This window comes from Actinocrispum wychmicini, from assembly GCF_004345645.1.
GTDB classification, from domain to species: Bacteria; Actinomycetota; Actinomycetes; order Mycobacteriales; family Pseudonocardiaceae; genus Kibdelosporangium; species Kibdelosporangium wychmicini.
On sequence record NZ_SLWS01000006.1, the window covers coordinates 424,219 to 451,214 of the forward strand.

Annotated in this window: 25 protein-coding genes; 10 read left to right on the top strand and 15 right to left on the bottom strand. The window is 69.7% G+C overall.

What is annotated here, in order from left to right; genetic code table 11:
• Nucleotides 1-94: 94 nt before the first annotated feature.
• The 7 genes from EV192_RS28210 to EV192_RS28240 all read right to left on the bottom strand — a co-directional run bounded on the left by EV192_RS28210 (nucleotide 95) and on the right by EV192_RS28240 (nucleotide 8,676).
• Nucleotides 95-841, bottom strand: coding sequence for a LamB/YcsF family protein (locus EV192_RS28210; protein WP_132120628.1), 747 nt, complete (start codon nucleotides 839-841; stop codon nucleotides 95-97).
• Nucleotides 841-1,584 carry a type II CAAX endopeptidase family protein gene (locus EV192_RS28215; protein ID WP_132120630.1) on the bottom strand — a complete coding sequence of 248 codons (744 nt, stop codon included), beginning with the start codon at nucleotides 1,582-1,584 and terminating at the stop codon, nucleotides 841-843. The genes EV192_RS28210 and EV192_RS28215 overlap by 1 nt, the downstream gene beginning before the upstream one ends.
• A 127-nt stretch (nucleotides 1,585-1,711) precedes the next feature.
• Nucleotides 1,712-2,785 carry an amidohydrolase family protein gene (locus tag EV192_RS28220; protein ID WP_132120632.1) on the bottom strand — a complete coding sequence of 358 codons (1,074 nt, stop codon included), beginning with the start codon at nucleotides 2,783-2,785 and terminating at the stop codon, nucleotides 1,712-1,714.
• A complete protein-coding gene (gene ffh / locus EV192_RS28225; RefSeq protein ID WP_132120634.1) occupies nucleotides 2,782-4,326 on the bottom strand; it encodes a signal recognition particle protein in 1,545 nt (514 codons plus the stop codon). The genes EV192_RS28220 and ffh overlap by 4 nt, the downstream gene beginning before the upstream one ends.
• A 291-nt stretch (nucleotides 4,327-4,617) precedes the next feature.
• Nucleotides 4,618-6,978 carry a [protein-PII] uridylyltransferase gene (locus tag EV192_RS28230; protein ID WP_132120636.1) on the bottom strand — a complete coding sequence of 787 codons (2,361 nt, stop codon included), beginning with the start codon at nucleotides 6,976-6,978 and terminating at the stop codon, nucleotides 4,618-4,620.
• A 10-nt stretch (nucleotides 6,979-6,988) separates the two neighbouring features.
• Complete coding sequence (locus EV192_RS28235) at nucleotides 6,989-7,327, bottom strand: P-II family nitrogen regulator (RefSeq protein WP_132120638.1); 339 nt, start codon at nucleotides 7,325-7,327, stop codon at nucleotides 6,989-6,991.
• A complete protein-coding gene (locus tag EV192_RS28240) occupies nucleotides 7,324-8,676 on the bottom strand; it encodes an ammonium transporter (RefSeq protein ID WP_207926267.1) in 1,353 nt (450 codons plus the stop codon). Before EV192_RS28240 ends, EV192_RS28235 begins: the two co-directional genes overlap by 4 nt.
• Nucleotides 8,677-8,884: 208 nt before the next feature.
• Between EV192_RS28240 and EV192_RS28245 the strand changes: the two genes are divergently transcribed.
• From EV192_RS28245 to EV192_RS28260, 4 genes are read left to right on the top strand one after another with little or no spacing between them, the layout of a single operon-like run.
• Nucleotides 8,885-9,724 (top strand): putative RNA methyltransferase, encoded by an 840-nt coding sequence (locus EV192_RS28245; protein ID WP_132120640.1) that lies wholly within the window; start codon nucleotides 8,885-8,887, stop codon nucleotides 9,722-9,724.
• The gene (locus EV192_RS28250; protein WP_132120642.1) at nucleotides 9,717-10,292 is read left to right on the top strand and encodes a (2Fe-2S)-binding protein; all 576 of its coding nucleotides are present in this window, start codon (nucleotides 9,717-9,719) and stop codon (nucleotides 10,290-10,292) included. Before EV192_RS28245 ends, EV192_RS28250 begins: the two co-directional genes overlap by 8 nt.
• A 27-nt stretch (nucleotides 10,293-10,319) precedes the next feature.
• Complete coding sequence (locus tag EV192_RS28255; protein WP_132120644.1) at nucleotides 10,320-11,609, top strand: O-acetylhomoserine aminocarboxypropyltransferase/cysteine synthase family protein; 1,290 nt, start codon at nucleotides 10,320-10,322, stop codon at nucleotides 11,607-11,609.
• The gene (locus tag EV192_RS28260; protein ID WP_132120646.1) at nucleotides 11,606-12,085 is read left to right on the top strand and encodes a CoA-binding protein; all 480 of its coding nucleotides are present in this window, start codon (nucleotides 11,606-11,608) and stop codon (nucleotides 12,083-12,085) included. Before EV192_RS28255 ends, EV192_RS28260 begins: the two co-directional genes overlap by 4 nt.
• Here the strand turns inward: EV192_RS28260 and alc are convergent.
• Nucleotides 12,082-13,053: an allantoicase gene (alc, locus tag EV192_RS28265; protein WP_132120648.1), complete on the bottom strand. Its 972-nt coding sequence runs from the start codon at nucleotides 13,051-13,053 to the stop codon at nucleotides 12,082-12,084. The two genes, EV192_RS28260 and alc, sit on opposite strands and share 4 nt — an antisense overlap.
• Nucleotides 13,050-14,369, bottom strand: a complete 1,320-nt coding sequence (allB, locus tag EV192_RS28270) for an allantoinase AllB (protein WP_132121482.1) — start codon at nucleotides 14,367-14,369, stop codon at nucleotides 13,050-13,052. The genes alc and allB overlap by 4 nt, the downstream gene beginning before the upstream one ends.
• A gap of 64 nt (nucleotides 14,370-14,433) precedes the next feature.
• On the opposite strand from allB, the gene uraD reads away from it, so the two are divergent.
• The 4 genes from uraD to EV192_RS28290 all read left to right on the top strand — a co-directional run bounded on the left by uraD (nucleotide 14,434) and on the right by EV192_RS28290 (nucleotide 17,384).
• Complete coding sequence (gene uraD, locus EV192_RS28275) at nucleotides 14,434-14,922, top strand: 2-oxo-4-hydroxy-4-carboxy-5-ureidoimidazoline decarboxylase (protein WP_132120650.1); 489 nt, start codon at nucleotides 14,434-14,436, stop codon at nucleotides 14,920-14,922.
• Nucleotides 14,915-15,235, top strand: coding sequence for a hydroxyisourate hydrolase (uraH, locus tag EV192_RS28280; RefSeq protein WP_132120652.1), 321 nt, complete (start codon nucleotides 14,915-14,917; stop codon nucleotides 15,233-15,235). The genes uraD and uraH overlap by 8 nt, the downstream gene beginning before the upstream one ends.
• 3 nt (nucleotides 15,236-15,238) lie before the next feature.
• Nucleotides 15,239-16,114, top strand: a complete 876-nt coding sequence (gene pucL / locus EV192_RS28285) for a factor-independent urate hydroxylase (protein ID WP_243727118.1) — start codon at nucleotides 15,239-15,241, stop codon at nucleotides 16,112-16,114.
• 100 nt (nucleotides 16,115-16,214) lie between these two features.
• Nucleotides 16,215-17,384 (top strand): alpha/beta hydrolase family protein, encoded by a 1,170-nt coding sequence (locus EV192_RS28290; RefSeq protein ID WP_132120654.1) that lies wholly within the window; start codon nucleotides 16,215-16,217, stop codon nucleotides 17,382-17,384.
• Nucleotides 17,385-17,685: 301 nt separating this feature from the next.
• Here the strand turns inward: EV192_RS28290 and EV192_RS28295 are convergent, their stop codons facing one another.
• Genes EV192_RS28295 through aceB form a run of 4 tightly spaced genes read right to left on the bottom strand, consistent with a single transcriptional unit; the run spans nucleotide 17,686 to nucleotide 23,656 of the window.
• Nucleotides 17,686-20,067 (bottom strand): xanthine dehydrogenase family protein molybdopterin-binding subunit, encoded by a 2,382-nt coding sequence (locus EV192_RS28295; RefSeq protein ID WP_132120656.1) that lies wholly within the window; start codon nucleotides 20,065-20,067, stop codon nucleotides 17,686-17,688.
• Complete coding sequence (locus EV192_RS28300; protein WP_132120658.1) at nucleotides 20,064-20,915, bottom strand: FAD binding domain-containing protein; 852 nt, start codon at nucleotides 20,913-20,915, stop codon at nucleotides 20,064-20,066. Before EV192_RS28300 ends, EV192_RS28295 begins: the two co-directional genes overlap by 4 nt.
• A 27-nt stretch (nucleotides 20,916-20,942) precedes the next feature.
• A complete protein-coding gene (locus tag EV192_RS28305; protein ID WP_132120660.1) occupies nucleotides 20,943-22,127 on the bottom strand; it encodes a DUF6986 family protein in 1,185 nt (394 codons plus the stop codon).
• Nucleotides 22,124-23,656 carry a malate synthase A gene (aceB, locus tag EV192_RS28310; protein ID WP_243727119.1) on the bottom strand — a complete coding sequence of 511 codons (1,533 nt, stop codon included), beginning with the start codon at nucleotides 23,654-23,656 and terminating at the stop codon, nucleotides 22,124-22,126. The genes EV192_RS28305 and aceB overlap by 4 nt, the downstream gene beginning before the upstream one ends.
• Nucleotides 23,657-23,730: 74 nt before the next feature.
• Between aceB and EV192_RS28315 the strand changes: the two genes are divergently transcribed.
• Complete coding sequence (locus EV192_RS28315) at nucleotides 23,731-24,486, top strand: IclR family transcriptional regulator (RefSeq protein ID WP_243727120.1); 756 nt, start codon at nucleotides 23,731-23,733, stop codon at nucleotides 24,484-24,486.
• 18 nt (nucleotides 24,487-24,504) lie between these two features.
• Here the strand turns inward: EV192_RS28315 and EV192_RS28320 are convergent, their stop codons facing one another.
• Complete coding sequence (locus EV192_RS28320) at nucleotides 24,505-24,828, bottom strand: hypothetical protein (protein WP_132120664.1); 324 nt, start codon at nucleotides 24,826-24,828, stop codon at nucleotides 24,505-24,507.
• 203 nt (nucleotides 24,829-25,031) lie between these two features.
• On the opposite strand from EV192_RS28320, the gene EV192_RS28325 reads away from it, so the two are divergent.
• Nucleotides 25,032-25,727: a class II aldolase/adducin family protein gene (locus EV192_RS28325; protein WP_132120666.1), complete on the top strand. Its 696-nt coding sequence runs from the start codon at nucleotides 25,032-25,034 to the stop codon at nucleotides 25,725-25,727.
• Here the strand turns inward: EV192_RS28325 and ftsY are convergent.
• Nucleotides 25,717-26,994 carry a signal recognition particle-docking protein FtsY gene (ftsY, locus tag EV192_RS28330; protein WP_132120668.1) on the bottom strand — a complete coding sequence of 426 codons (1,278 nt, stop codon included), beginning with the start codon at nucleotides 26,992-26,994 and terminating at the stop codon, nucleotides 25,717-25,719. The genes EV192_RS28325 and ftsY overlap by 11 nt on opposite strands.
• Nucleotides 26,995-26,996 lie beyond the last annotated feature (2 nt).

Sequence of the window (26,996 nt, forward strand, 5' to 3'; positions counted from 1 at the left end):
CAGCCATGGCGTGGTGAGAGGGTCCAGCCACAGCGGACAGCCAAGTATTCTGCCAGACGGGACGACCGGGGTCGAAATCGCCCCTGCCGCGCGGTCAGGAAAACGCTGTGACTGTGATTCCGGCCTCATCGAGCGCGTTACGTACCGCCTGTGCGTGCTGTACCGCGCCGGGGGTGTCGCCGTGCAGGCACAGCGAGCCCACTTCGACCTTCAGCACGGTGCCGTCCACGGCCACGATCTCCCCGTCCGACGCCAGCCGTATGGCCCGTTCGACCACGGCGTCCGTGTCGGTGAGCAAGGCGTTGGGCTCGCGGCGGGACACCAGGGTGCCTTGAGGCGTGTAGCCACGGTCAGCGAAGGCCTCCCCGACGGTGCGCAGGCCTTCCGCCGCGGCTGCCTTGACGAACTCCGAGCCGGGCAGTCCGAGTACGGGCAGGTCGCCGAACGCCGTCACACCGGCGACCACGGCGGCGGCCTGCTCGCGGTGGTGGACGATCGCGTTGTACAGGGCGCCATGCGGCTTCACGTACGCCACGCGCGTGCCCGCGGCGACGGCGAACGCCTGCAGGGCGCCGATCTGGTAGAGCACGTCGTCGGCCAGTTCGACCGGGTCCACGTCGATGAAGCGGCGGCCGAAGCCGGCCAGGTCGCGGTACGAGACCTGGGCGCCGACGGCGACCCCTTCGGCGGCGGCCAGCTCACACACCCGGCGCATGGTGCGGGGGTCGCCGGCGTGGAAGCCGCACGCCACGTTCGCGGACGTCACCACGCCCAGCAACGCCGCGTCGTCGCCGAGTTTCCAGACGCCGAAGCCTTCGCCGAGGTCGCTGTTGAGGTCCATCAGGCCGACATCACTCCCAGGGAGATCAGCAACACCGTCAACGCGGGCAGGAAGTTGTTCACCTGGTGCGCCACCACGCTCGCGCCGAGGCGGCCGGTGAACAGCCGGGCCAGGCCGATCGGGATGCCGATCACGATCAGCAGGGACGTCCGCAGCGGTTCGAGGTGGCTGACCGCGAACACCGCCGTGCTCAGGCCGAACACCGCCCACCGGCCCCACTGGAGGCGTTCCAGCGCGCCCCAGAGCAGGCCCCGGAAGATGATCTCCTCGCAGACCGGGCCGACCAGCCAGGCGTACACGAACATGATGATCGCCGCGGACGCGGGCAGGGAATGGCTGTCGACCAGGGCGCTGAACGCCGAGGTGGCGTTGTCCTTCCCGACGATCTTGGTCCAGACCACGGCGGCGAGCGTGGTGGACACCAGGCCGATCAGGCCGAACTTCAGCCCGACCTTGAAGTCCGCACGGTTGTAGGACCAGCGCAGGTCGATCTTGGGTCCGTTGCCGCGCAGCCGGGTGATCAGCAGGGCCGCACCGGCCGCGATCATCACCGGCAGGATCGAGCCGATGACGATGGTCAACGCCGTCGGCGGCCGGTCGGACGAACTGGGCTGGACAAGCGCGCCGATGAACGCCGCCGAAAGCAGCAACACCGCTTCTACCAGCAGAAAAGCGCCAATTCCCCATCGGTGGGTTCCAGGAGGAGGCGGCGCTTCGGCATGGTCGGTGGGCTCCGCTGGCATGGTCTCGGGCTCCCGTGGCGGTGGTTTCCTCACGGGCGTCCTCCGGCGGTGACTGGCCGCGCCGGAGTGCGCGACCTCGTTTGGAGACTACGGTGTGTATGGGCGTGTCACAGCTCGGTTCGGCGTGTCAGCCCACAATTCGCCCCCGCAGCATGATCAGCGAAGGTCTGCGCAGGACACCGAGGTCATGCCGCGGGTCCGTGGGGTAGGCGACGATGTCGGCCGCGGAGCCGTCCTCGATGCCGGAGTAGCCGAGCCAGCCGCGGGCTGCCCAGGATCCGGCGGCCAACGCCTGTTCCGGGGTCATGCCGACGCGGTGCAGCGCCTCGATCTCGTCGACCAGCCGGCCGTGCTCGATGCCGCCGCCGGCGTCAGTGCCCGCGTAGACCGTCACCCCCGCTTCGATCGCCATACGGACGGTATCGGCCACGTTCGCGTGCAACTGGAGCATGTGCGCGGCGTAGACCGGGTATTTCTCGGCTCCCGCGGCCAACTGCGGGAAGGTCTCGATGTTGATGAGCGTGGGGACGAGCGCGGTCCCGGCCGCGGCCATTGTGGACGCCGTGTCGGCGGTCAGCCCGGTGCCGTGCTCGATGCAGTCGATACCGGCGGCGACCAGGCCTGGGATGGCGTCCTCGCCGAAGACGTGCGCGGTGACCCTGGCGCCCGCGTCGTGCGCGACCTTCACGGCTTGGGCCAGCGCGTCGTCCGGCCAGATCGGGGCCAGGTCGCCGACCGACCGGTCGATCCAGTCGCCGACGAGCTTCACCCAGCCGTCGCCGGCCTCCGCCTGCTCGGCCACCGCGGCCGGCAGGTCGGCGGGGTCCTCGATCTCGACGCCGAGATACCGGATGTACCGCTTCGGCCGGGTGATGTGCCGGCCGGCCCGGACGATCCTGGGCAGGTCCAGGCGTTCCTGCAGGGGTGTGGTGTCGATCGGCACGCCACAGTCGCGGACCAGCAACGCGCCCGTGTCGCGGTCCACCAACGCCTGCTCGGCGGCTTCGGCGAGGGTGGGGTCGCCGGACGGTGAGATGCCGATGTGGCAGTGCGCGTCCACCAGCCCCGGCACCAGGAACCCGCCGTCCACCACGGTCTCCGCGTTCGGCACCGGGGTGACCCGGATCCGGCCGTTGACCACCCACAGGTCGCGGGCCTCGTCGCCGGGGAGCACCACACCCCGCAGGTGCAGTGCGGTCACTTGCCCTTCTTGGGGAACTTCAGCTTGGCCGGGTCGAACCCGGGCGGCAGCTGGTCGAGGCCGGCCAGGCCGGGCGGCAGCTCGTTCAGGCCGGGCGGCATCTTGGACAGGTCCGGGGCGGCGCCGGCGGGGAAGCCGGGCAGCGCGGGCAACGTGTTGCGGCCCTTGACCTTCTGGCCCTTCTTGCGGGCGGCCTTCTTGGCCTTGCGGCTCATCCCGCCGCCACCGCCGCCGAAGCCGAACCGGCCAGCCATCTGCTGCATCATCTTGCGCGCGTCGAAGAACCGGTTCACCAGGTCGTTGACCTCGGCGACCCGGACACCGGAGCCGGTGGCGATCCGGGCCCGGCGGGACGCGTTGATGATCTTGGGGTCGGCCCGTTCGGCCGGGGTCATGCCGCGGATGATCGCCTGCAGCCGGTCCAGGTGCTTGTCGTCGATGTTGGCGGCGGCCTCCTTCATCTGCGCGCCGCCGGGCAGCATGCCGAGCAGGTTCCCGATCGGGCCCATCTTGCGGACCGCGAGCATCTGCTCGAGGAAGTCCTCCAGGGTCAGCTGGCCCGCGGTGAGCTTCTCCGCGGCCTGCTGCGCCTGCTGCTGGTCGAAGACCTGCTCGGCCTGCTCGATCAGGGTGAGCACGTCGCCCATGCCGAGGATCCGGCTGGCCATCCGGTCCGGGTGGAAGGCGTCGAAGTCCTCGAGCTTCTCGCCGTTGGACGCGAACAGGATCGGCTGGCCGGTGACCTCACGGACCGACAGCGCGGCGCCACCGCGCGCGTCGCCGTCGAGCTTGGTGAGCACGACGCCGGAGAAGCCGACGCCGTCGCGGAACGCCTCGGCCGTGGTGACCGCGTCCTGGCCGATCATGGCGTCGACCACGAACAGCACTTCGTCCGGCTGCACGGCGTCACGGATGTCCGCGGCCTGCCGCATCAGCTCCTGGTCGACACCCAGCCGGCCGGCGGTGTCGACGATCACGATGTCGTGCTGGGCGTGCTTGGCCTCTTCGATCGCGCGGCGGGCCACGTCGACCGGGTCACCGACGCCGTTGCCCGGTTCGGGCGCGAACACCTGGACACCGGCGCGTTCCCCGACGACCTGCAACTGGGTGACGGCGTTCGGTCGCTGCAGGTCACAGGCCACCAGCAGCGGGGCGTGGCTCTGCTTGCGCAGCCACAGCGCCAGCTTGCCGGCGAGCGTCGTCTTGCCGGAACCCTGCAGGCCGGCGAGCATGATCACGGTCGGTGGCTGTTTGGCGAACCGCAGCCTGCGGGTCTCGCCGCCGAGGATGGCGACGAGCTCCTCGTTGACGATCTTGACGACCTGCTGCGCCGGGTTGAGCGCGCCGGACACCTCGGCGCCCTTGGCCCGCTCCTTGACCTGCGCGATGAAGGCGCGCACCACGGGCAGCGCGACGTCGGCCTCGAGCAGCGCGATCCGGATCTCCCGCGCGGTCGCGTCGATGTCCGCGTCGGTCAGGCGACCCTTGCCACGCAGGTTCTGCAGGACCGATGTGAGCCGGTCGGAAAGCGTGTCGAACACGGGTACAGCACTCCAGGCTTGTCGTCGGACTTGACCCTCAGACCTCCAGAGTAGTCGGGGTCCGCCTGTGGTGTATGGACGCCTAAGAGACGCCCGGATTGGCCCTACCCCTCGATGGGCCGTTCCGGGCGGCTCCTGGTCCGAGCAGGCACCACAGCGGCAACCGCCCGACCCCCCGATCCGGACGGTCTCCCTCCTTGCCGCGTTCCCTCTCGTACGCCTCACAGCCTGCCGGTGACCTGGGGTGTTCCGGCAGCGTGAAGGCCCCTGAATGCGGGTGAGTGGATCTACTCAGACCAGGGCGGCGGCAAGTACGGCGTCCGCGACCGCCGTGCGGTCCGCAGTGGAGAGGGGGCCGCCGTCGGCCGCGCGCACGCAGAACGAGTCCACCGCCGTCGCGCCCAAGGTGGCCGCGCGCAGCCACTGGACGTCCGCACCGGACCGTTCCAACGCATCAGCGACGCGGTACAGCAGGCCGATGCGGTCCGCGGCTCTCAGTTCCATGACGACGGCGCCGGGGTAGTCCTTGCCTGCCTCGTCGTCGAACCACAGCACGCGTGGCTCAGGCGCGTCTTCGGGACGGTTGCCGTAGTCGCGCTCCTTCGCGGCCAGACGGTCCGACAACGGCAACGCGTCCGACAACGCCAGCCCGAGTTGCTCACGCAGCAACGCGGCGTCAGGCAACGACCCGAAGCGGGGTGACGCCGTGAACACTTCGACCGCGACGCCCGCGTGCGAGTCGCCTGTGGCGGCGTGCACCTCCAGGGAGTGCAGGGCGAGTACGCCGGCGGCGCGGGACAGCAGTCCTGGACGGTCGCGCGCGAACACCGAGATCGTCACGACCCGGCCGGACGACTCCACGATGACGTCGTGTTTCCCGGACACGGCAACGGCTTCCGCCCGCAGCCGGTACGGGGAGTCCAGGGGGTCGGGGCGGGCGATGGGTTCGCCGGCCATGGCTTGGCGGCTGTAGCGGACCAGGTCGGCGATGAGCGCGGCCTTCCATTCGGTCCACACGCCCGGCCCGGTGGCCAGGGAGTCGGCTTCGGCCAACGCGTGCAGCAGCTCCAGCAGGACCGGGTCGCCGCCGAGGGTGTCGGCGACGCGGACGACCGTGGCCTCGTCCGTCACGTCCCGGCGGGTCGCGGTGTCGGGCAGCAGCAGGTGGTGGCGGACCATCGCGGACAGCGTGTCGACGTCCGGTTTGGACAGTCCGAGCCGGTCGCCGACCTGGGTGGCCAGCGCGGCGCCGACCTCGGAGTGGTCCGCGCGCCTGCCTTTGCCGATGTCGTGCAGCAACGCCCCGAGCAGCAACAGGTCCGGCCGGGCCACCCGGGTGGTCAGCCGGCCGGCGAGTGCCGTGGTCTGCACCAGGTGCCGGTCCACGGTCCACTTGTGCGCGGCGTCCCGGGGCGGCAGGTCGCGGACCGCGCCCCATTCCGGGAACAGCCGCGCCCACAGGCCGCTGCGGTCCAGGGCTTCGATCACGTCCACGATGCCCTCGCCTGCGCCCAGCAGGGCGATCAGCTCGTCACGGGCATGCGCGGGCCACGGCGCGCGCGGTTCGGGCGCGGTCTCCGCGAGCCTGATGAGCGTCGCGGGTGCGATGGAGTGCCCTGTGCGGGCGGCGGCTGCCGCGACCCGCAGCAACAACGCGGGGTCGCGGTGGGGCTCGGCATCGCGCGCCAACGTCACCTCGTTGCCGTGCAGGACAACGCCTTCGTCGAGCGGACGTCGTTCCGGGCCGCGCCGCAGTCGGCTGAGCACCCCGCGCGGCGCGTCGGACACAACGGTTCGTATGGCGACATCAAGGGCGTACGCGATGGCACGGCCGGCGCCTGACAACGCACGGGCGAGGTCGAACCGATCGCCCCGGTCGAGCGCGGCGGCGACCTCGTCGGCGTCTTGGGCGCGCAGGATGTCGTTGGACCGACGGACCAGCCGCCGCAGCTCGGTCCGCACGTCCAGCAACAACCGGTGGGCGTTGCGCAACTCCTCCCCCGGCCGGTCGACGAGCTGGGCCACAGCCATCGCCCGCAACAAACCCATGTCCCGCAGGCCACCGCGGCCGTGCTTGAGGTCCGGCTCGACCCAGTGCGCGACTTCACCGCTGCGCTGCCAGCGAATCCGCGCGTCCTCCGCCAACGCGGGCAGACGTTTGCGCGCGCCGACGCGCCAGCGTTCCCGCGCCAGGGCACCGAGCCGGTCGGACACCGACGGGTCGCCCGCGATGTGCCGCAGGTCAAGCAGGCCGACCGCGGTACGGAGATCGTGGGACGCCACGTCCAGGGCCTCGCCGACGGTCCGCACCGAGTGGTCGAGGCCGATCCCGGAGTTCCACAGTGGATACCAGAGCTGGTCGGCCAGCCCGGCCACGCCGGCCCGGCCCTCGTGCACGAGCAGCAGGTCGAGGTCGGCGTACGGCACTAGCTCGCGCCTGCCGAGGCCGCCGACCGCGACCAGCGCGACGCCCTGGTCGGTGCCTGTTCCGGCCTGTGTCGCGTGCGCGGCCAGCCAGAACTCGTGCAGGTCGGCCAACGCGTCGCGGAGCGCGTCGGGCGCGAGCCGGCGCTGGCCCGTGACCGGTCCGAGCAACCGGTCACGGGCCTGCACCAGATCCGCCGCGGACGACGGTCCTCCTGGTGTCGTCACAGTAGAGTCGTCACAGTGCGTCGGTGCCGCGTTCCCCGGTGCGCACCCGGACAATGGTCTCGACCGGCGTGACCCACACCTTGCCGTCACCGATCTTGCCGGTGCGCGCCGCCTCCACGACCGCGTCGACCACCTTGTCCACCGCCGCGTCGTCGGTGAGCACCTCGATCCGGACCTTCTGCACGAAGTCCACGGCGTACTCGGCACCCCGGTAGACCTCGGTGTGCCCCTTCTGCCGGCCGTAGCCGCGGACCTCGGTGACCGTCATGCCGAGCACACCGAGCTGCTCCAGGGACGCCTTCACGTCGTCGAGCGTGAACGGCTTGATGATCGCGGTGACGAGTTTCATGCCTTGGTCCCCTCAAGAGCGGAGTGTGCGCCGGTCGGCCGGCTGGCGTTCCCGGTCAGGCCGCCGCTGGTGCCCAGCCCGCCGAAGTCGTACGCGCTCTCGGCGTGCAGCGCCTCGTCGACGCCGGCGACCTCGTCCTCCTTGGCCACCCGGAACCCGATGGTGATCTTGATCAGGAACCCGAGGACGAGCGTGATCACGAACGAGTAGCCCAGCACGGCGAACGCGGCCACGGCCTGTTTGCCCAGCTGGTCGAAGCCGCCGCCGTAGAACAGGCCGTTGGCGCCGGCGGAGTTGACCTCGGTGGTGGCGAAGAAGCCGATCAGCAGGGTGCCGGTGAGGCCGCCGACCAGGTGCACGCCGACGACGTCGAGCGAGTCGTCCAGGCCGAGCTTGAACTTCAGGCTGACCGCGAGGGCGCACAGGACGCCGGCGATGAGACCGATCGCGACCGCGCCGATCGGGTTGACGAAACCGGCGGCGGGGGTGATCGCGACCAGGCCGGCGACCGCGCCGGACGCGGCGCCCAGCGTGGTCGGCTTGCCGAACTTGAGCTGTTCGACCAGCAGCCAGCCGAGTACGGCGGCGGCCGTCGCGACCGTGGTCGTGGTGAACGCGACCGACGCGAGCGAGCCGGCGGTCAGCGCGGAGCCGGCGTTGAAGCCGTACCAGCCGAACCACAGCAGACTGGCGCCCAACAGCACGAAGGGGACGTTGTGCGGGCGGCCGGTGTCCTTGGGCCAGCCGACGCGTTTGCCGAGCACGATCGCCAGCGCGAGACCCGCGGCACCGGCGTTGATGTGCACCGCGGTGCCGCCGGCGAAGTCAAGTGCCTTGAGGTTGTTGGCGATCCAACCACCGACAGTGGTGTCACTGGAGAACGCGAACACCCAGTGGGCGACAGGGAAGTACACGATGGTGGCCCAGAGCGCCACGAACAGCATCCATGCCCAGAACCGCGTGCGGTCGGCGATCGCACCCGAGATCAGGGCCACCGTGATGATGGCGAACATCAGCTGGAACATCACGAACGCGAGCTCGGGATACTGGTGGCCGACCGGGTCGGCCTGGGTGGGCCCGGTGCCGAGCGCCGAGGTCACCGTGCCGGACAGCCCGGCCTTCGAGGTGTTGCCCACCAGGCCGCCGAAGGCGTCGTCGCCGAACGACAGGGAATAGCCGTAGAGCACCCACAGGACCCCCACCACGCCGAGCGCGACGAAGTTCATCATGAGCATGTTCAAGACGCTCTTCGAGCGGACCATGCCGCCGTAGAAGAACGCGAGCCCTGGTGTCATCAGCATCACCAGGGCGGCACTAACCAGGATCCAGGCTGTGTCTCCTGCGTTCACATCGTCCTCCCGTGAGTGTCGAGCGCAGGCAGCATCGGGAAGAGGTGTTTCCTGGGATCGCGCGCCAGGTTTCACGGCCGTGAACTGTGCGGCACGGTAAGTAACGGCCGTGTTACCCCGCTGGTCAGCGCGAGACGGGTGACATGCCGGACATATTGCTTTATCGAACTGCCGCCGACCTGGGGTGACCGGGTAGTTTCGGTGTGCGATGAGCACCGCCGAAGGCAACCGGGAAGCCGCCGGCCCCGTGACATTCCCACGGGTGCCGTTGGTCGCTCTGCGCTGCCCACTGTGCACCACAGAGTTCACATTGGATGATCGCGCGCTGTGTTGCTCGACCGGACACAGCTTCGACATCGCCAAGCAGGGGTACGTGAACCTGCTCGGCTCGGGCACGGGTGACAGCAAGGAGATGGTGGCCGCCCGCGCGGAGTTCCTCGCGGCCGGGCACTACGCGCCGTTGGCGTCCCTGGTCGCCAGCGAGGCAGCGCGGGACCTGCGCCGTGACGCGTTGGTCGTGGACGCTGGCTGCGGCACCGGGTACTACCTCGGATCGGTGCTTTCGCGAGCTCCGGCCGTCTCCGGGCTCGGGTTGGACTCGTCGGTCTACGCCGTGCGGCGGGCGGCGCGGACCGGGGTCGGCGCGGTGGTGTGGGACCTGTGGAAGCCGTGGCCGCTGGCGTCCGGCTCGACGGACGTGATCCTGACTGTCTTCGCGCCCCGCAACCCGGCCGAGTACCACCGGGTGCTGCGCCACGGGGGGACGTTGCTCGTGGTCACCCCGTCCTCGTCGCACCTGGCGGAACTGCGGCGGTACGTGGACATCCTGGGCATCGAGGAGGACAAGCTAGGCCGGCTGGACGCGTCGCTGACCGACTTCGTCCTGGCGCGCCGGCACGACTGCGAGATCGAGCTGACCTTGTCGCCCAGGGACGTGCACCGGATCGTCCACATGGGACCCAGCGCGCACCACGTCCGGCCGATCGACGTCCAGGAGCCGGTGACGGTCACGGCGGCGTTCGTCGTGTCGGTGTATCGCCATGTCTGAGGTCCCGGCGCGGCTGATCGAGGACCGGGCGTGGCTGGACGCACAGTTGGCGTCGACCGCGAAGCTGTATCCGTTGGCCACCCGGGCGACGCTGGGCGTGCTGTGGTGGTACTCGGCCAGCATGGTGTTGTTGGGGCCCGCAGTGTCCGGCCAGGATCCGGCGCTGTCGGCGGTCACGATGGTGACGCGCCCGGACGGCCTGCTCGCCGACGCCAGGTCTACACCGTACACAGGGCTGGTCGGGCCACGGCTGCGGGCGATGTTGACGTCGTGCGTGGCCGCGGTGTCAGCCGTGAGCGGCGCACGGGAGCGGACGTTGTGGGCGATCGCGACGGATTCGCTGGCGAACCGGATGCTGTGGGCAGGGCGCTCCGCGGAGGCCGCGGAGTTCGCCGCCGCGGTGCCTGAGCTGCCGGCGCCCAGGTATGTGGCGGTGCGCGGGCGGCAGTTCGTGCGGCGGGTGTCGTGTTGCCTGATCTACCAGGGGACCAACGCGGACAAATGCGTGAGCTGCCCCCGGCAGACCCCCGCCGACCGGATGGCGCGGTTGGTCCAGCAACTGGGATGAACTCCCGGTCACGGCTACGGTGGGCAAGTGACTGAGCGGAGTTGGGGATTTCGCACGCGGGCGTTGCACGCCGGCGGGGCGCCGGACCCGGCGACCGGAGCGCGGGCCGTGCCGATCTACCAGTCCACGAGCTTCGTGTTCGAGGACACGGCCGACGCCGCGAACCTGTTCGCGCTGCAGAAGTACGGCAACGTCTACAGCCGGATCGGCAACCCGACGGTGGCCGCGTTCGAGGAACGGCTGGCCAGCCTCGAAGGCGGTATCGGTGGGGTCGCGACCGCGAGTGGGCAGGCCGCGGAGTTCCTGACGTTCACCGCGTTGGCCGAGGCCGGCGACCACATTGTGTCCGCGAGCGGGTTGTACGGCGGGACCGTGACCCAGCTCGACGGGACACTGCGCAGGCTCGGCGTTTCGACGACGTTCGTCGACGGCGACGACGTGGACGCGTACGCCGCCGCGATCACCGACCGGACGAAGTTGATCTACACCGAGGTGGTCGGCAACCCGTCGGGGAGCATCGCGGACCTGGCCGGGCTCGCGGATCTCGCCAGAGCGCACGGGATTCCCCTGGTGGTGGACGGCACGTTGGCCACGCCGTACCTGTGCCGGCCGTTGGAGCACGGCGCGGACATCGTGGTGCATTCGGCGACGAAGTTCCTTGGCGGGCACGGCACGACGCTCGGCGGTGTGGTGGTCGAGTCCGGGCGGTTCGACTGGGGGAACGGGAATTTCCCGCGGATGACTGAGGAGGTCCCCAGCTACGGCGGCCTGCGGTACTGGGAGAACTTCGGCGAGTACGCGTTCTGCACGCGGCTGCGGGCCGAACAGCTCAGGGACATCGGCGCGGTCCTGTCCCCGCACTCGGCTTTCCTTCTGCTGCAAGGCGTCGAGACGCTGCCGCAGCGGATGGACGAGCACGTCGCGAACGCGCGGACCGTAGCCGAGTGGCTGGCGGCGGACGACCGCGTCGCGTGGGTCGGCTACGCGGGCCTGCCCGACCATCCCCACCATCAACGCGCCCAGCGCTATCTCCCACAGGGGCCCGGCGCGGTGTTCTCGTTCGGCGTCAAGGGCGGCCGCGCGGCCGGGCAGCGGTTCGTCGAGTCGGTGAACCTGTTGAGCCACTTGGCGAACGTGGGCGACGCGCGCAGCCTCGTGATCCATCCCGCGTCCACCACCCACCAGCAGCTGTCCGAGACGCAGCTGGCGGCCGCCGGGGTCGGCCCGGACCTGATCCGCCTGTCGATCGGCCTTGAGGACGTCGACGACATCCTCTGGGACATCGACCAGGCGCTCGCCGAGGCGGTGAAGCAATGACCTGGACCGGTCCGTCCGCGGCGCGCCGCCGCGAGATCCTGCTGGACACCAAGAACGTGGCGGTGGTCGGCGCCTCCGCCAACACCGCCCGGCCGAGCTACTTCGTGGCCACGTACCTGTTGTCGTCCACGCGGTACCAGATCTACTTCGTCAACCCCAGGCTGGACTCGTTGCTGGGCGAACCGGTCTACCCGTCGTTGCGGGACCTGCCGAAGCCACCGGACCTGGTGTCGGTGTTCCGCAAGCACGACGACCTGCCCGCGGTGGCGGAGGAGGTCATCGACGCGGGCGCCCGAACCCTGTGGCTGCAACTGGGTCTGTGGCACGAGCCGGTCGCGGAACGAGGCGAGGCGGCCGGTCTGAACGTGGTGATGAACCGGTGCGTGAAGATCGAGCACGCCCGGTTCGCCGGCGGCCTGCACCTCGCCGGCTTCGACACCGGCGTGGTCTCGTCGCGCAGGAACACGTTCCGTTAGGTCGTGGTGTCCGTCCAGCGGTCGGCCAGCTGTCGCCGGCCGCGGTCGGTCAGCGTGCCCCACAGACGCAGCCGAGCCATGCCACCGTCCGGGTACACGTCCAGCCGGGCCGCCGAGGCCGGGATGTCCGATGACACCAGGAAAAGGTGCCGGGTGTCCGGCTGGAGGCGTTCGCGGGACAGCAGTTCGCCGCCGAGGACGGACACGCTCGCCCAGCCGGGCGCGTTTCCCTTGAAGTGACTGGTGTCCAGTTCGATCAGGCGCACCACACCCTCGGCCGCCAAGCGGACGGACACCCAGTCGTTGCCGTCGTCCCTGCGGCGCGCGGTCTCCCAGCCCTCGCCCATCACCGCGGCCGGGCCGGGCGCGATCAGGTTGTTCGGCGACGAGTAGAACCTGTTGCTGCAGTCGGCGATCGACGCGCCGTTCGCCAGGGCGGCCAGGTCGATCCGGCCGAAGTCCAGGAACGTGGGGTCGGGCACGGGCGAGCCGTGCACCCGCAGCCGGGCGACGCCGCCGTCCGGGTAGATCGTCAGGCGGACGTGCGTGAACCGCCGGGAACCGGTGACGGCGAACGCGTTCCGGGTGTCACCGGCCAACGGCGACTTCGCCAGGACGGTCTCCCAGCCGGTCAGTTCCTCGGGCGCCGGATAACCGACCGCAGCACAGGCCTCGACCGACGCGAAAGGCGGGTAGTTGCCTTTGAAGAACGCGGTATCGACGACGATCCCGGTGATGACGCCGGGCATGCCGAGCCTGATGATCGCCTGGTCCACGCCCGCAGTGCGGCGCCGCCGGGTCTCCCAGCCGTCGTACACCTGGCCCTTGTGGCCGAAGGTGTACGGCTGGAACGCCGGGTCCTCGGGTTTGACCAGGTTCTCCCGTTCGGCGAAGAGTTCGTCGTTCGCCCAGACCACGGCCCCGCCGAAGCGTCTGGACGCCAGGTCGGGATCCTGCTCCCAGCTCATGCGTCCTCCCGGCCGAGCAGGTCGCCGTGCAGTTCGTCGCCGGTCACCCGGATGCCGCGCAGCCAGGTGGTGATCACCCGGCCGGCGAGCGGGACACCGTGATAGGCGCTCACCGGGTTGCGGTGGTGCAACTGGTCCGCCTGCACCACGAACGCCTCGTCCGGCGCGAACACGCAGAAGTCGGCGTCGTAGCCGGGTTCGATCCGGCCCTTGTGCCGCATGCCGGCGACCTGGGCGGGCCGGTGGGCCATCCAGTTGACGACGTCGACCACGGTGTGCCCGCGGCGGCGCGCCTGCGTCCACACCGCGGGCAGGCCGACCTGCAGGCCGGAGATGCCGCCCCAGGCCTCGCCGAAGTCACCGGTGTCGAAGCGCTTCAGCTCGCGGGTGGACGGTGAGTGGTCACTCACCACGTAGTCGATCACGCCGTCCGCGAGGGCCCGCCACAACGCCTCGCGGTTGGTGGCCTCCCGGATCGGCGGGCAGCACTTGAACTGGGTGGCGCCGTCCGGGATCTCCTCGGCGACGAACGTGAGGTAGTGCGGGCACGTCTCCGCGGTGATCCGGACGCCGTCCGCCTTGGCCTGCGCGATCATCGGGATGGCGTCCGCGGAGGACAGGTGCAGGATGTGCGCGCGGGCTCCGGTGCGTTTGGCCAGGTCGATCACCCGGGTGATCGCCGCGTTCTCCGCGGCCCGTGGCCGGGAGGCCAGGAAGTCCGCGTACTTGCGACCGCGGGCGTTCTTCACCGCGTGCCCGTCTTCGGCGTGCACGATCATCAGGCCGTCGAACTTGCGGATCTCCCGCAGCGCGGCCTCGAACTCGCTGAACGACAGGTGGCCGAACTCGTCCACACCCGAGTGCAGCAGGAAGCTCTTGAAGCCGAACACCCCGGCCTCGTGCAGGTCGCGCAGGTCGGCCAGGTTGCCGGGGACGGCGCCGCCCCAGAACCCGACATCCACGTGTAAGCGGCCCTCCGCGGCCTTGCGCTTCACTTCGAGGGCGTCGGCGTCCACGGTCGGCGGCAGGCTGTTGAGCGGCATGTCGACCAAGGTGGTGACGCCGCCCGCCGCGGCCGCTCGGGTGGCCGTGCGGAACGTCTCCCATTCGGTCCGGCCGGGGTCGTTCACGTGCACATGGGTGTCCACCAGGCCGGGCAGCAGCACTTGGTGCAGGCCGAGTTCGATCACCCGCTCCGCGTCGAGATCACTGTTCAGGGGCTCGACGGCGACGATGCGCCCCTCCCGCACGCCTACGGTCCCCTCGACCTCACCGGCCGGAGTGATCATCCTGCGGGCCCGGAACACCAGGTCCAGCACTTGCCACCCTCTTTCCGCTATACGAAATACAATTTCCGCAAAGGCAAGCTAATGTTGGGCGGTGCACGCCGTCAACCTGAACCGGTTCAACTCGGCTCCCGCGGACGACCTACGACCACTGCTCGCAGATTGTCTCTCGGTGCCACGCTGGGTCGACACGGTGCTCACCGAGCGACCGTATGCCTCCAGGGAAGCGTTTATCGAATCGGCCGGCGCGCTCGCCGCCGACCTGACCGCCGACGAGATCCACGCGGCCATGGCCGGCCACCCCCGGATCGGCGAACGCCGGACCGGAGACCGGTTCTCCAGCGCCGAACAGTCCGGCGTCGACGCCTCGCTGGCCGACCGGCTGCGCACCGCGAACGAGCGGTACGAGCAGCGGTTCGGGCACATCTACCTGGTGTTCGCGTCCGGTCGGAGTGGCGAGGAACTCCTGGCGATCCTCCAGTCCCGGCTGGACAACGACCCATCGGCCGAGCTGCGCGTGGTGAACGCCGAGTTGGCCAAGATCACAATCCTGCGACTGCGGAAGCTGGTTACCGATGAGTAGTTGCGTGACGACGCACGTGCTGGACGCGGCGGCCGGCAAACCGGCGGCGGACGTGCCCGTGCGTCTGGAGGCTGCGGACGGCACCGTGCTGGCCACCGGGGCGACCGACGCGGACGGTCGGGCGAAGGACCTGGGGCCGGCCGAGTTGCCGGCCGGGGTGTACCGGCTCATCTTCGACACGGGCGCGTACCACGGGCCCGAGGCGTTCTACCCAGAGATCGTGGTGTGCTTCCAGATCGCCGCGCCCGGGGTACATCATCACGTGCCGGTGCTGCTCAGCCCGTTCGCCTACTCGACGTACCGAGGGAGTTGACACGTGTCGTCGTTCCACCTGGGTCCCAACCAGTACGGCAAAGCCGAGGTGCGGCTGGTGACGGTCACCCGGGAGGGGGACACCCATCACCTGAAGGACCTAACGGTCAGCACCGCGCTGCGCGGGGCGCTCGAAGACACGCACCTGACCGGTGACAACAGCGCGGTCGTGGCCACCGACACCCAGAAGAACACTGTTTTCGCGTTCGCCAAAGAAGCCCCGGTCGGCGAGATCGAGGACTTCGCGCTGCGCCTCGGCCGGCACTTCGTCGACGGGTTCGACCAGATCACCGGCGCGCGGATCCTGATCGACGAACACGGCTGGGAGCGGATCCACGTCAACCGGCACCCCCACCACCACGCCTTCGCCCGCGGCTCGGGCGAACGGCGGACCACGGCCGTCACCGTCGACGGCGACCGGCACTGGGTGGTGTCCGGGCTGACCGACCTGGTGGTGCTGAAGACCACCGGGTCGGAGTTCCACGGCTACCCGAACGACAAGTACACGACCCTGCCGGAGACCACGGACCGGATCCTGGCCACCGCCGTGACCGCCCGCTGGCGGTACCAGGGCACGGACATCGAGTGGACGAAGAGCTTCCTGGAGATCCGCCGGCTGATGTTGGAGACGTTCGCCGAGACGCACAGCCTGTCGTTGCAGCAGACTCTGTACGCCATGGGCGCGGCGGTGCTGGCGGAACGCCATGAGGTCGCGGAGATCCGGCTGTCCATGCCGAACAAACACCATTTCCTGGTGGACCTGTCCCCGTTCGGCCTGGCGAACGACAACGAGGTCTTCCACGCCGCCGACCGTCCGTACGGCCTGCTCGAGGGCAGCGTGGTCCGCGACGACGCTCCGGATCCAGGTCTCGCGTGGTAGCTCTTTCCGGGGGCGTTGATTCATCCTTCGGAGTGATTTGCGCGTAGCCCCTCGGGCGACAGGGTGAGGTCGCCATTCGAGGAGGAATACGTTGTCACGATTGAAAACACTGTTCATGGCGGGCGTGGTCGGGGCCTCTCTCGTTGTCGCGGCACCGACCGCGAACGCGGCCGCTGTGTCGTTCACCCTGCCGAGTCCCACCGGCCAGTTCCCGGTGGGCACGACGTCACTGCACCTGGTCGACTCCGGCCGCGCCGACCCGTGGAAACCGGACCGCAGGCGGGAACTCATGGTCAGCCTGTGGTACCCGGCGCGGGACACCGCTCGCTTTCCGTTGGCACACTGGACGACCCCGGGAGTGGTGCCTTACCTGGAGAACCTGGGTCTCGGGATTCCCAAGGGCACTGTGGACTGGACCAGCCCGCTGACCGCCGCGCACGTCGACGCGCCCGCCGACGGCCGGCGACCGGTGGTGCTGTACTCGCCGGGATACGGCGGGCCTCGGTTCACCGCGACGGCACAGGCTCAGGACCTGGCTTCGCACGGGTACGTCGTGGTCACCATCGACCCCACGTTCGAGACCGCGGTGGAGTTCCCGGGCGGGCGGGTGGAGCAGCCGGAGCCACAGGACGGGTCGCCGGAGACCACGAAGAAGGCACTCGACGCCCGCGTCGCCGACGCCCGGTTCGTGCTGGACGCCCTCTGCCGCCGGACCCCGGACGCCGACGGACGCCCGCTGCCTCGCGGGCTCAACCTGGACCTGGGCCGGGTCGGCATGTTCGGGCACTCGTTCGGCGGCTTCACCACCGGCGAGACCATGTACCGCGACCGGCGGATCGCCGCGGGCATGAACCTCGACGGGGGCATGCAGACCAGCACGGACCCGTACATCCCGGGCGAGGTCACCAAGCACGGCCTGAACCGGCCGTTCCTGCTGATGGGCAACTCCACCAACAACCACAGCCACACCAACCCGGCGTTCGACCGGTCCTGGGCGGACTTCTGGGCCGTCCAGCGCGGCTGGAAACGGGACGTCCAACTGCCCGGCTCGGCCCACTACAGCTTCACGGACGTGCAGGTGATCCTGCCGCAACTGGCCGCCCAGTTGGGAATCCCGGTGAGCACGTGGGCCCAGGTGATCGGCACCGGTGACCCGGCCACCGCACTGCGCACCCAGAACGCCACGATCCGCGCCTTCTTCGACCGGTTCATCCTCGCCGCCGCACCGACCTTCCAAGCGAACGACGGAAGTCCCCATCCAGTTCCCTAGCCGCACAAACCCAGTTCGCCAGCAGCGAACAACGCTACCGTGGCCCAGGTTCGCCGCCGGGCCCAGGTTCTGGACTACCTGGGCCCGGGGGTCGCCGGGACCCAAGTCCGGGTCCCGGTTCCCGCTCCGGAGGCCTCGGATCCGGTGCCGGGTGCGTCGGTTACCTTGACAAAGCCCAGGTTTCCTGCATCGGGCTCAGGTCGGGCCCGGCGGCACCTGGGCCCGTCGGGTTTCTGCCGCCAACCACTCTGCCGCCGTCCATTATGGCGCCAGGGCTGCTACGCCGCTGGCGCCGGGACTGCTACGCCGCTGGGGGCTCGGCGACGTGTTCCGGCCGGACCGGGATCCGGTTCAGCGCGAGGCCGGTGGCCGCTCGGATCGCCGCGACGATCGCAGGTGTCGCGGAGAGCGTCGCCGACTCACCGGCCCCGCGTAGGCCGTAAGGGGCGTGCGGGTCTGGGTTCTCCACGATGTCGATCACCATCGGCGGCATGTCCAGCAGGGTCGGGATCAGGTAGTCGGTGAAGGACGGGTTGCGGATCTTCCCGTCCGCCACCAGGATCTCCTCCATCACCGCCAGGCCGAGGCTCTGGGCCGTGGCGCCGTGGATCTGCCCTTCGACGCCCTGCGGGTTGATGGCCTTGCCGACATCCTGGGCGCACGCCAGCTCGACCACTTTCACCAGGCCCAGCTCGACGTCCACGTCCACGACCGCGCGGTGGGCGGAGAACGCGTACTGCACGTGCGCCTGGCCCTGGCCGGTCTCGGGATCCAGCGGGTACGTCGGCCGGTGCCGCCATTCCACGGTGTGCTCGATCGGATCTCCGAGGTTCTCGACAAAGCCGCCGAGCTTCTGCATGATCAGCCGGCACGCGGCCTGCACAGCACCGCCGGTGACGTAGGTCTGGCGGGACGCGGACGTGGAACCGCCGTCGCCGACCGCGGTGTCCATCGGCAGGACCGTCACGTTGTCCACGCCAAGTTCGGTCCGGGCGATCTGCTGCAACACCGTGACAAGGCCTTGGCCGACCTCGGCCGCGGCGGTGTGCACCAGGGCGACTGGTTCGCCGTTCAACCGCTCCAGCCGAACCCGCGCGGTCGAGTAGTCGTCGAATCCCGCGGAGAAACCCACGTTCTTGATGGCGACGCCGTACCCGACGCCACGAAACACACCCTCGCCGTGGGTTGTGTTCGAGACACCGCCGGGCATGTCGGTCAGGTCGTCCGACGGGGGCGCGGGCAACGGTTTCGACCGCACCAGTTCGAGCAGGTCGGCCACCGGCGCCGGCGCGTCGACCACCTGGCCGGTGGGCATCACACTGCCCATGGTCATCGCGTTGCGCTGCCGAAAGTCCACCGGGTCCATGCCGAGAGCCGCGGCCACCTTGTCCATTTGGGACTCGTACGCGAAAGCCGCCTGCACAGCACCGAAACCGCGCATCGCGCCACACGGCGGGTTGTTGGTGTAGACACCCCAACAATCCACGGCAACGTTCGGCACGTTGTACGGTCCGACACCCAACGTCGACGCGTTGATCACGACCGCGCCGGTGCTCGACGCATACGCGCCACCGTCCAGGTAGATCCGCGCCTTCACGGACACGAGCCGACCATCGCGAGTGGCGCGGTGCTCGTAGTACATCCGCGCCGGATGGCGGTGCACATGCCCGTAGAAGGACTCCTCCCGGTTGTAGACCATCTTCACCGGCCTGCCCGTGCGCAACGCCAACATGCAGGCATGGATCTGCATGGACAGGTCCTCACGACCCCCGAACGCACCGCCCACACCGGACAACGTCAGCCGCACCCGGTCCACCGGCAGCCCCAACGCGACCGCGACCTGGCGTTGATCCACATGCAACCACTGGGTCGCGACATAGAGATCGATCGAGCCGTCCTCGGCCGGCACAGCCAACCCCGACTCCGGCCCAAGAAACGCCTGATCCTGCATGCCAACCTCGTAGAAACCGGACACCACGACGTCGGCCCGGGCAGCGTCGGCCCCGGCGGCGCCCGTGCCGACCTGGGCTGAGTCCGTGCCGGCTGCGCCGACCTGCACCGGGTCCGTGCCGGCTGGGGCGGCCTGGGCCGGGGCGGTGTTGGCGTCGGCGTCCTCGTGCTGTGGGCCGCGCCTGATCCGCACGTGCCGGACCACGTTCCCGCCGGGATGCAGTGGCTCGGCCTGGCCGTGGGCGGCTTTCTCGGTGTCCACGACCGGCGTCAACACGGTGTAGTCGACTTTGATCCGCTTGGCGGCCCGTCGGGCCGTCTCGGGGTGGTCCGCGGCGACCAGGGCGAGCGGTTCGCCCTGGTACCGCACGACTTCTGAGGCCAACACCGGCTGGTCGGGGTGTTCGAGGCCGTAGGCGTTCGTGCCTGGCACGTCCTCGTGGGTGAGGACGGCGTACACCCCGGGCACGGTTAGGGCGTCGCTGATGTCGATGGAGGTGATCCGGGCGTACGGGTGTGGGCTGCGTAAGGTCGCGCCCCACAGCATGTCCTCGTGCCACAGGTCTGACGAGTACGCGAACTCGCCCCGAACCTTCAACGCGCCGTCCGGGCGTTGCGCGCTGGTACCGATCCCGGCGCGCGTGCCGACCGCCTCGCGCGTACCGACGCCTGTACTGGTGCCGATGGCCACGCTGGCGCCGACGCCCGCGCTGGCCGCTGGTTGGGGCGTCATCGGCTGTACTCCGTCCAGGCCCAGGCCAGCGTGCGTTGGGCCAGGACGGCCAGTGCGTGCTGTCGGTAGGCGGCGGTGCCTCGGACGTCGTCGATGGGAGAGGCAGCCGCCGCGACGAGGTCACCGAATCGCCGCTGCACCGACTTTTCAAGCGAACGACGGGAATCCCAATCCAGTTCCCTAGCCGCGAATTCCTCGGCCAATTTTGCTCGACGGGGGGTGGGTGCGGCCGATCCGATGGCGGCGCCCACGCGGCGTTCGGCGGGGTGCAGCGCGAGGCTGACCGAGCAAACCGCTATCACCATTGCGTTTCGCGTCCCGACTTTGGAGAACTGCTGTGGACCGGTCGCCTTGGGCACGGTCACCGACACGATCAGCTCGTCGGCGGCGAGTGCGTTTCGCTTGACTCCAAGGTAGAACTCGTGTATCGGGATGGTTCGCGGCCCTCGAACCGACGCCACGTTGACCGCGGCGTCACAGGCCAGCAGCACTGGATGTGTGTCGCCGGCGGGGGAAGCGGCGCCGAGGTTGCCGCCGACTGTTCCCCGGTTGCGGATCTGCGGCGAGCCCACGGTCCGGGATGCCATGGCCAGTCCGGGCAGCATCGACCCCAGCTCGGCGATCACCCGGGTGTACGGCAGGCCCGCGCCGAACGTGACTGTGGTGTCGGACGTGGACCATTCCGTCAGCGCGGGGATCCGGGTGAGGTCGAGCAGGGCTTCGGGGCGGCTGTGGTCGAAGTTCAGCTCGACCATCACGTCCGTGCCGCCGGCGATCGGCACGGCGGCCGGGTTCGCCGCTTTCATGTCCAGTGCCTCGGCCAGGTCAGCCGGTCGCAGAAAGTCCACAGGCCACCTCCAAATCTTCAGCATGCCCTAACGCAGGTGATATGCGCGCAGGTCGTCCAAATGCAGTCCGGTCGCTTGGGTGACCTCTTCGGCGGTCGCCGCGCCACAGTCGACTGCTCGCAACAGTGACGCCGAAAGCGCTTGCGCGGTCGCCGGTTCGTCGAGAATCCCGCCGTCGGCGCGCGCCGCGTAGGTGGCCAGTCGCCGCGCGTCACCCGCGAGGCTTTCCCGGTAGTACCCGTACACAGCGGCATATCGGGTGACCAGTTGGGCGGGATGCAAGTCCCACCCCTGAAAGAAACCGTGCTCCAACGACCGGCGCACCAGTCCGTAGTGGACCTGCCACGCCCTGAGCACGGCCGCGGTGTCCCCGACTGGCAGCACGTTGCTTGACCCGTCCGACAGGCGGACTCCTGTGCCGGCGGCGGACACCTGCATCACGTGTCGCGCGAAGTCGCAGGCGTGGTGAGCGAGGTGTTGCTGGCCGGCACCGAGACCGCAGGCAGCTGTGTAGTCGTACGTACCGAAATGCAGCCCGACCACGCGTGGTCCTCCGGCCGCGATGAGCCGCGGGATCGCGAGCATCCCGTCCGCGTCCACAATGGCCTGCGTGGTCTCGACCTGGATCTCGAAGGTCAACGGCCAGCCGGCCCGCTGCTCGACGACTTCCAGGAGGTCGGCGAACACCGAAACTTGCTCCGCCGAGGTGACCTTGGGGAACGTGATCACGAACCCGGGCGGCGGCTCGCCCAGCGCGCTCAGGAAGATGTCCAGGGTCCGGATTCCGCGCCGGGTCAGTGCCGGGGTGTCGAAGGACTTGATCCGCAGGCCGGACGCGAACGGCGCGATCCCGTCGGCGTGCCAGCGCGTCAGGTGCCCGGCGGCGCGTTCGGCGTCCTCGTCCTCGGTGTCCGGGGCGCCGTAACCGTCCTCGAAGTCGATGCGGAGGTCCTCGACCGGCTCGGTCCGCAACTTCGCCCGGACTCGTTCGGCCAGGTCGGGCCCTAGATCGAAGCCGTGTTCGTCGAACGCCCGCAGGGCTTGCTCACCCCACTGGACCGGGGTCCGCGGGCCGACCTGGTTCGCGGGCACGTAACACGTGTGCACCGGCTGGCGGCCGCCGCGACCGCCCGGGTAGCGGGCCGCCCGCCGGCGGTCCACTTCGGACAGTCGGGCGGTCAGCGTGGCGACCGTCGGCCCGTCGAGGATCACGTGATCTTCTCGTACGCCGGCACAGTGAGGAAGTCCACGAAGTTCTCGTCCAGGGCGACCTGGTCGAACAGCTCCGCGGCCTGGTCGAGACGCGCCAGGCCGGTCAGGTCCCGCTTGGTCTCGCCGAGGACCTCGCGGACCAGTTCGGCCGTGACGGTCTTGCCGTCGTCGAGTACGACCGAGTTACGCACCCACTGCCAGACCTGGGCGCGGGAGATCTCGGCGGTGGCGGCGTCCTCCATCAGGTTGTGGATGGCCGCGGCGCCGTTCCCACTCAGCCAGGACGCGATGTACCGGACACCCACGTCCACCGCGGCCCGCAGCCCGGCGGCTGTCGCGCTGCCTGGCGTCGCGGCGACGTCCAGCAGGTCGTCCGCGCTGACCTTTACGTCGTCACGGGTGCGTTCCAGCTGGTTGGGCCGGTCGCCGAGGACGCCGTCGAAGACCTCCCTGCAGACTGGCACGAGGTCGGGATGCGCCACCCAGGACCCGTCGAACCCGTCGCTGGCCTCGCGGCTCTTGTCGGCCCGGACCTTGTCCAACGCCTGCGCGGTGACCTCAGGGTCGCGGCGGTTGGGGATGAACGCGGCCATCCCGCCCATGGCGAACGCGCCGCGCTTGTGGCACGTGTGCACGAGCAGTTCGGTGTACGCGCGCATGAAGGGCGCGGTCATGGTCACCGCGTTGCGGTCCGGCAGAACGAACCGGGCGCCCGCGTCCCGGAAGTACTTGATCAGGCTGAACAGGTAGTCCCAGCGGCCCGCGTTCAGGCCGGACGCGTGGTCGCGCAGCTCGTAGAGGATCTCCTCCATCTCGAACGCGGCCGGGATCGTCTCGATCAGCACGGTCGCGCGGACCGTGCCGTACGGGATGCCCAGTTCCGCCTGCGCGTGCGTGAACACGTCGTTCCAGAGCCGGGCCTCCAGGTGGCTTTCCATCTTCGGCAGGTAGAAGTACGGCCCGCTGCCCTTGTCCAGCAACGCCCGCGCGTTGTGGAAGAAGTACAGGCCGAAGTCGACCAGCGCGCCCACCGCGGGCCGGCCTTCGAACTCCAGGTGCCGTTCGTCCAGGTGCCAGCCGCGGGGACGCATCACGATCACCGCCGGCTCGCCCTTGAGCGAGTACTCCTTGTCCGGCGTGCTGAGCGAGATCGTGCCGCGGACGGCGTCGTACAGGTTGGCCTGGCCGCCGATCACGTTGTCCCAGTGCGGGGTGTTGGCGTCCTCCAGGTCGGCCAGCCACACCTTGGCGCCCGAGTTGAGGGCGTTGATCGCCATCTTGCGTTCGGTCGGGCCGGTGATCTCCACGCGGCGGTCCGCCAGGTCCGCGGGTGCTTCGGCGACCCGCCAGTCGCCCGCGCGGACCGCTTCGGTGTCGGGCAGGAAGTCCAGCCAGCCGGTTCGGGCCGCTTCCGCGCGTCTGGTCGCCCGCGCCGCGAGCAGCTCGTCCCGTCGGGTTCCGAACGCGCGATGCAGGCCGGCGACGAACGCCACGGCCTCGGGCGTCAGGATCCGATCCTTCTCGGACAAGAGTGGCTCCTCTCTTCTCGCTTTACGGACTATAATTTTTGGATAGCGGAACTTCAATGTGGAAAGGGGCACAGGTGGCCCAGTCGACGAGTGGCGGCGTGCAGTCCCTGCAGCGCGCGTTCGACCTGTTGGAAGGCCTGGCGGACGCGGGCGGCGAAGCGAGCCTCTCCGAGCTGGCCAGCTCGTCCGGCCTGCCGATGCCCACGATCCACCGGCTGATCCGCACCCTGGTCAGCCTCGGTTACGTCCGCCAGCACACCAACCGCCGCTACGCGCTGGGCTCCCGGCTGATCCGGCTGGGCGAGAACGCCGGCCGCCAGTTCGGCACCTGGACCCGGCCGCTCTTGGCCGAGCTGGTCGAAGAGGTCGGCGAGACGGCGAACCTGGCGGTGCTGGAGAACGACGAGGTGGTGTACGTCGCCCAGGTCCCGTCCCGGCACTCGATGCGCATGTTCACCGAGGTCGGCCGCAGGCTGCTGCCGCACGGCACGGGTGTGGGCAAAGCGATGCTCGCCACCCTGCCCGCCCAGGAGGTGCGGGAGTTACTGCGCCGGACCGGGATGCCCGCGTACACCCCGAACACCTATGGGGACCCGGAGAAACTGCTGCCGCACCTCGCGGAGATCGCGCGACGCGGGTACGCGCTGGACGAGAGCGAGCAGGAGATCGGCGTCCGGTGCATCGCGGTCCCGATCTTCGGCACGGCCACCCCGGCGGCGATCTCCGTGTCCGGCCCGGAAACCCGGCTGACCGACGAGGTGGTCGAGCGAGTGGCGCCAATCGTCCGTCGAGTGGCCGAGGCGGTCAGCGAGACCCTGCGGTCCGGGTAGCGCTCACGTCAAGAAAAGCTATTCAATGACCGACGGCGGAACAATTTGGTCGTCCTCGAACACATTGCTTTCTCCGGCCGAGGGACTCGCCTTGTTCGCGCGACCGGCCGAGCCGCCGAGTATCGCGGGCGCGGTCGTCTGGTCGTCGAGAAAAACGTCCTGGTCGCCGACCAGGAAAGCAGCCGACTGGTGCACATAGTCCGCCATGTACATGTTGTGCAACGTCGCCATGGCCTTGAGGCACATGGAAATCTCGTCGCCACCTGACATCCCGGAGGCATGCGCGGCCCAGGTGCCCAAATCGTGCGAGGTGCCGGCCAGCTCCGCGTAATGGGGATCCACGGACATTCACATCCTTCGACAGGCTCGAACCCGAGGTCCATGTATGCCTCGATCAACGGGCCCGCAAAGAGCATTGTTCCCGCCCGGCACATGCCGGCCACCGATCACCCGAACGGACCAACCACAGATAGGTATCCCTTGCTAAAGATTCGTCGGTGTACGTACATTTCGGTAGCGTCGAAAACGATCAAGGAGGCGCATTGATGGACGCTGTTTCCACTGTGGTGACCGGAAGCCTGGTGCTGGCCGAGGCAGGGCACAACGACATGGTGTGGGGCCACCTCGCGGTCCGTGACCCGGACGGGCGCGGCGTGTGGATGAAGGCTCCCGGGTGGGGCCTGGACGAGGTCGAGCCGGACCGGGTGGTCCTGGTGCACTGGGACGGCACGTCGCCGCACGGCAAGGTCCACATCGAGTACCCGATCCACACCGAGATCATGAAAGCCCGCCCGGAGGTGACGGTCACCATCCACACCCACGCGTCCTCTGTGAACGCCTTCAGCGCGCTCGGAGTCCCTTTGCGCCCGCTGAGTCACGACGCGACGGTCTTCGCCGAACACGGCCTCCCGCGCTACACAGCTACCGCCAACCTCGTACGCACAGCGGAACTCGGCCGCGCGTTAGCCGACGACCTGGGCCAAGCGCGCGCCTGCCTGATGCCGCAACACGGTCTGGTGGCCGTCGGCACGGATGTGGCGCACGCGGTGATGACCACGATCCTTCTCAGCCGCGCGTGCGAGATCCAGCTGACCGCCCAAGCCGCCGGCGAGCTCCAGCACTGGACCGACGACGAGGAAGCCGTGGAGAAAGGCCGATTCGTCTGGGCGGACAGCCAACTCCAGGCCGGCTGGCGTTACTGGACCCGCCGGATTCCCGGAACCGCCGCTGTCACTGGTTGACGCCGAGGAGCGCGTCGACGAAGGCGCCGGGTTCGAAGGGGGCGAGGTCGTCGGCGCCTTCGCCGAGGCCGACCAGTTTCACCGGCACGCCGAGCTCACGCTGCACCTGGAACACGATGCCGCCCTTGGCCGTGCCGTCCAGTTTGGTCAGCACGACGCCGGTGACGTCGACGACGTCGCTGAACACGCGGGCCTGGGTGAGGCCGTTCTGTCCGGTGGTGGCGTCCAGGACCAGGAGGACCTCGTCGACCTTGGTCTGCTTCTCCACCACTCGTTTCACCTTGCCGAGTTCGTCCATCAGGCCGGCCTTGGTGTGCAGACGACCGGCCGTGTCCACCAGGACCGCGTCGACTTTGGCTTCGATGCCACGCTTCACTGCGTCGAAGGCGACGGCCGCCGGGTCGGCGCCTTCCTTGCCGCGGACGACTTCGGCGCCGACTCGGCCGGCCCAGGTGGCGAGTTGTTCGGCGGCCGCCGCACGGAAGGTGTCGGCCGCGCCCAGCAGGACGGTTCGGCCGTCGGCGACGAGCACTCGGGCGAGTTTGCCTGTGGTGGTGGTCTTGCCGGTCCCGTTCACGCCGGCGATCAGCACGACGGCCGGCACCCTGGCGTCGCCTTCGCCGTGCGGGAGGGCGCGGACCGCGCGGTCCATCGACGGGTGAAGCGCGTCGACCAACACCGCGCGCAGCACCGCGCGCGCGTCGTCCGCGCTTCGCACACCGCGGGACGAGATCTGGTCACGCAGCTTCTCGATGATCTCCAACGTGGTGGCGGTCCCGAGGTCCGCCATGAGCAGGGTGTCCTCCACCTCGGTCCAGGAGTCCTCGTCCAGGTCGCCGCCGCCCAGCAGGCCCAGCAGGCTCTGGCCGAACGCCGACCGGGACCGCGCCAACCGGCCACGCAACCGCTCCAGACGCCCCGAGGTCGGGTCGATCGGCTCGGGCTCCGGCTCGGGCTGAATCGACTCCGGGAGCGGAATGTCGACGATGTCCCGCTTCTCCGAGTCGCGGGGCACCGCCGCGTCGTCGCCGACGCCGGGCTGGCCGTCGACCTCGGTACGTTCCCCCGCCGGATGCTCAGGGGCCCCGCCCGGGGCCAGGCTGATGCCGCCACCCGCCTGGTAGCCGCCGCCCTTGGGCAGCTCCTCGCCCGTCTTCGAGTCGGTGAGGCGCACGCGACGGCGGCGCGCCAGCACGACGCCGGTGGTCAGCGCGACGGCCAACACGACCAGAACGGCCACGAGGATCACGATCAGAGTGGTGGACACCG